At 54.0% G+C, this 2,500-nt stretch carries 2 rRNA genes (1 of these 2 cut by a window edge); both read right to left on the reverse strand.

The annotated features are described in order from the left end of the window. Positions 1 to 72: 72 nt before the first annotated feature. Positions 73 to 187, reverse strand: a 5S ribosomal RNA gene (rrf, locus tag M4578_RS24060). 187 nt (positions 188 to 374) lie between these two features. Continuing rightward, a 23S ribosomal RNA gene (locus tag M4578_RS24065) occupies positions 375 to 2,500 on the reverse strand; it runs 1,299 nt beyond the window's last position.

The following is a 2,500-nucleotide window of genomic DNA, read 5'->3' on the forward strand; positions in this document are numbered from 1 at the left end:
TGTGCGATATTTTTTTGCGTTATGAAGTTTGGAGATTTATCGTATTGAGAGATATATTTTGGTTTTTACTAGGTTTGGCGGTGACCTACTCTCCCACGTCTTGAGACGCAGTACCATCGGCGCGACGGCACTTAACGGCCGGGTTCGGAATGGATCCGGGTGTTTTGCTCGCGCTATGACCACCAAACCGAGTAAAAACCAACTTTGTCGTGCGACGCAGGACATGTGGCATGCAGCGTTTCGCGAAGCGATAACGCGTTGCCACATGGTTTCCGTGCTGGGCACGACACAAATCGCATTGTCCAAGTCACACTGTTCGGTGTGTATGCTTTTGATTTTCCGTAACGATCAGGGGAGCCTGTCTGTTACTGGATCAAATCAAGCCTATCGGGCCATTAGTACCGGTCAACTGAACATGTTACCATGCTTACATCTCCGGCCTATCGACGTGGTGGTCTACCACGGCCCTCAGGGATACCTTGTTTTGAGGGGGGCTTCCCGCTTAGATGCCTTCAGCGGTTATCCTGTCCGATCATAGCTACCCAGCACTGCCGTTGGCACGACAACTGGTCCACCAGTGGATCGTTCACCCCGGTCCTCTCGTACTAGGGGCAACTCCTCTCAAGTATCCTACACCCACGGCAGATAGGGACCGAACTGTCTCACGACGTTCTAAACCCAGCTCACGTACCTCTTTAAATGGCGAACAGCCATACCCTTGGGACCTGCTCCAGCCCCAGGATGAGATGAGCCGACATCGAGGTGCCAAACACTGCCGTCGATATGGACTCTTGGGCAGTATCAGCCTGTTATCCCCGGCGTACCTTTTATCCGTTGAGCGATGGCCCTCCCACTTGGGACCACCGGATCACTATGGCCGTCTTTCGACTCTGCTCGACTTGTCAGTCTTGCAGTCAGGCTGGCTTCTGCCATTGCACTCAACGAGCGATTTCCGACCGCTCTGAGCCAACCTTCGCGCGCCTCCGTTACGCTTTAGGAGGCGACCGCCCCAGTCAAACTACCCGCCACGCAGGGTCCCGGATCCGGATAACGGACCGCGGTTAGACATCAAGAGTGCGAAGGGTGGTATCTCATCTTTCGGCTCCACAGAGACTGGCGTCCCTGCTTCGAAGCCTACCACCTATCCTGCACATCACAATCCTGATGCCAGTGCGAAGCTGTAGTAAAGGTGCACGGGGTCTTTCCGTCTAACCGCGGGAAGCCTGCATCTTGACAGGCAATTCAATTTCGCTGAGTCGATGTTGGAGACAGCGGGGAAGTCGTTACGCCATTCGTGCAGGTCGGAACTTACCCGACAAGGAATTTCGCTACCTTAGGACCGTTATAGTTACGGCCGCCGTTTACCTGGGCTTCAATTCAGAGCTCTCACCCCTCCTTTTAACCTTCAGGCACCGGGCAGGCGTCAGACCCTATACGTCGTCTTGCGACTTCGCAGAGCCCTGTGTTTTTAGTAAACAGTCGCCACCCCCTGGTTTGTGCCCCCAGCCCCTAGTTGCCTAGGAACCGGGCCTCCTTCTCGCGAACTTACGGAGGTATTTTGCCGAGTTCCTTCAACATCGTTCTCTCAAGCGCCTTGGTATTCTCTACCAGTCCACCTGTGTCGGTTTAGGGTACGATCTCATAGTGGGGCTATTTCCAGGGACCACTCAGCAGCCCTCCCAATCCGATAAGGAAGAACTACCTTCGTGATCCGTCACCACCACCTGGCCCAGGAATATTAACCTGGTTCCCATCGACTACGCCTTTCGGCCTCGCCTTAGGGGTCGGCTTACCCTGCTCAGATTAGCTTTAAGCAGGAACCCTTGGACTTTCGGCGAGAGTGTCTCTCACACTCTTTGTCGCTACTCATGTCATCATTCTCGCTAGTGATCTCTCCACCGGATCCCTCACAGGCCGGCTTCACAGAAAGGATCTTGTCCTCCATTGCATCCCGAAGGATGCAGAAGAGGATAGATCCTATGTCACACTACGCTCCGCTACCATGCCTTACGGCATCCTAAGCTTCGGCTCGTGGCTTGAGCCCCGTTACATCTTCGCCGCAGGACAACTTGATTAGACCAGTGAGCTGTTACGCTATCTTTAAAGGATGGCTGCTTCTAAGCCAACCTCCTGGTTGTTTTGGTCGTCCCACCTGCTTTCCCACTTAGCCACGAATTGGGGGCCTTAGCTGTAGGTCAGGGTTGTTTCCCTCTCCACGACGGACGTTAGCATCCGCCGTGTGTCTGCCATCTAGTACTCCCGGGTATTCGGAGTTTGGTTAGGATCAGTAAGCCTGTGGGGCCCCATTACCCATCCAGTGCTCTACCCCCCGGGGTATTCGGATGACGCTCTACCTAAATAGATTTCGCGGAGAACCAGCTATCTCCGAGTTTGATTGGCCTTTCACCCCTAGGCACAACTCATCCCGACCTTTTTCAACAGGTGTGGGTTCGGACCTCCAGTACGTGTTACCGTACCTTCATCCTGGTCATGCCTAGAT

Source organism: Salipiger pentaromativorans (assembly GCF_024721115.1).
Taxonomy (GTDB): Bacteria; Pseudomonadota; Alphaproteobacteria; order Rhodobacterales; family Rhodobacteraceae; genus Salipiger; species Salipiger pentaromativorans.